This window comes from Pseudomonas sp. ES1, from assembly GCF_050586605.1.
Classification (GTDB): Bacteria; Pseudomonadota; Gammaproteobacteria; order Pseudomonadales; family Pseudomonadaceae; genus Aquipseudomonas; species Aquipseudomonas sichuanensis.
The window spans coordinates 1-449 of sequence record NZ_JBOBDM010000150.1; the positions used below are offsets into that span (position 1 = coordinate 1).

Below are 449 nucleotides of genomic sequence, written 5' to 3' on the forward strand. Positions count from 1 at the left end.
CCGGGCATGGCCATCCCCCGCCGGGTGTTGCGCCCGGTGCTGCAACTGACCCGCCAGACCCTGCGCCGCCGCCCTGGCGCGCGCCTCGACGCGGTGCTGCTGGAAATCCTCGAAGGCCACCTGCACGCCAGCATCCGCGGCGAGCTGGATAACTTCATCAGCGGGGCGCTGCAGCACTTGCCAGAAATGCTCGCCCAGGCCAGTGAGCTCGCCCAGGCGCTGCTTCGCCAGTTGGCCCGCGCCCTCGACGACCTCGCCAAGGGCCGGCTGGATGCCCAGGCCAGCAGGCGCACGGCGCGCCAGCAACTGGCCGAGGTGGCCCTGTACGACTCGGCGCTGGAAGCGGATGCCTGGTTGCTGGCCCTGGCGGCGTTGGGCAACGCCGCCGAAGGCACCTTCAAACAGGCCTACAACAGCGTCGCCGGGCATTTCAGCGGCGAGCTCGAGGC

The 449-nt window shown here is 71.0% G+C and carries 1 protein-coding gene; it reads left to right on the top strand.

Going from position 1 to position 449, the window contains the following annotated elements:
• Window positions 1-449 (top strand): hypothetical protein (locus ACQ4N9_RS26560; RefSeq protein ID WP_430934141.1); only part of this gene is annotated, 449 nt, incomplete at both ends.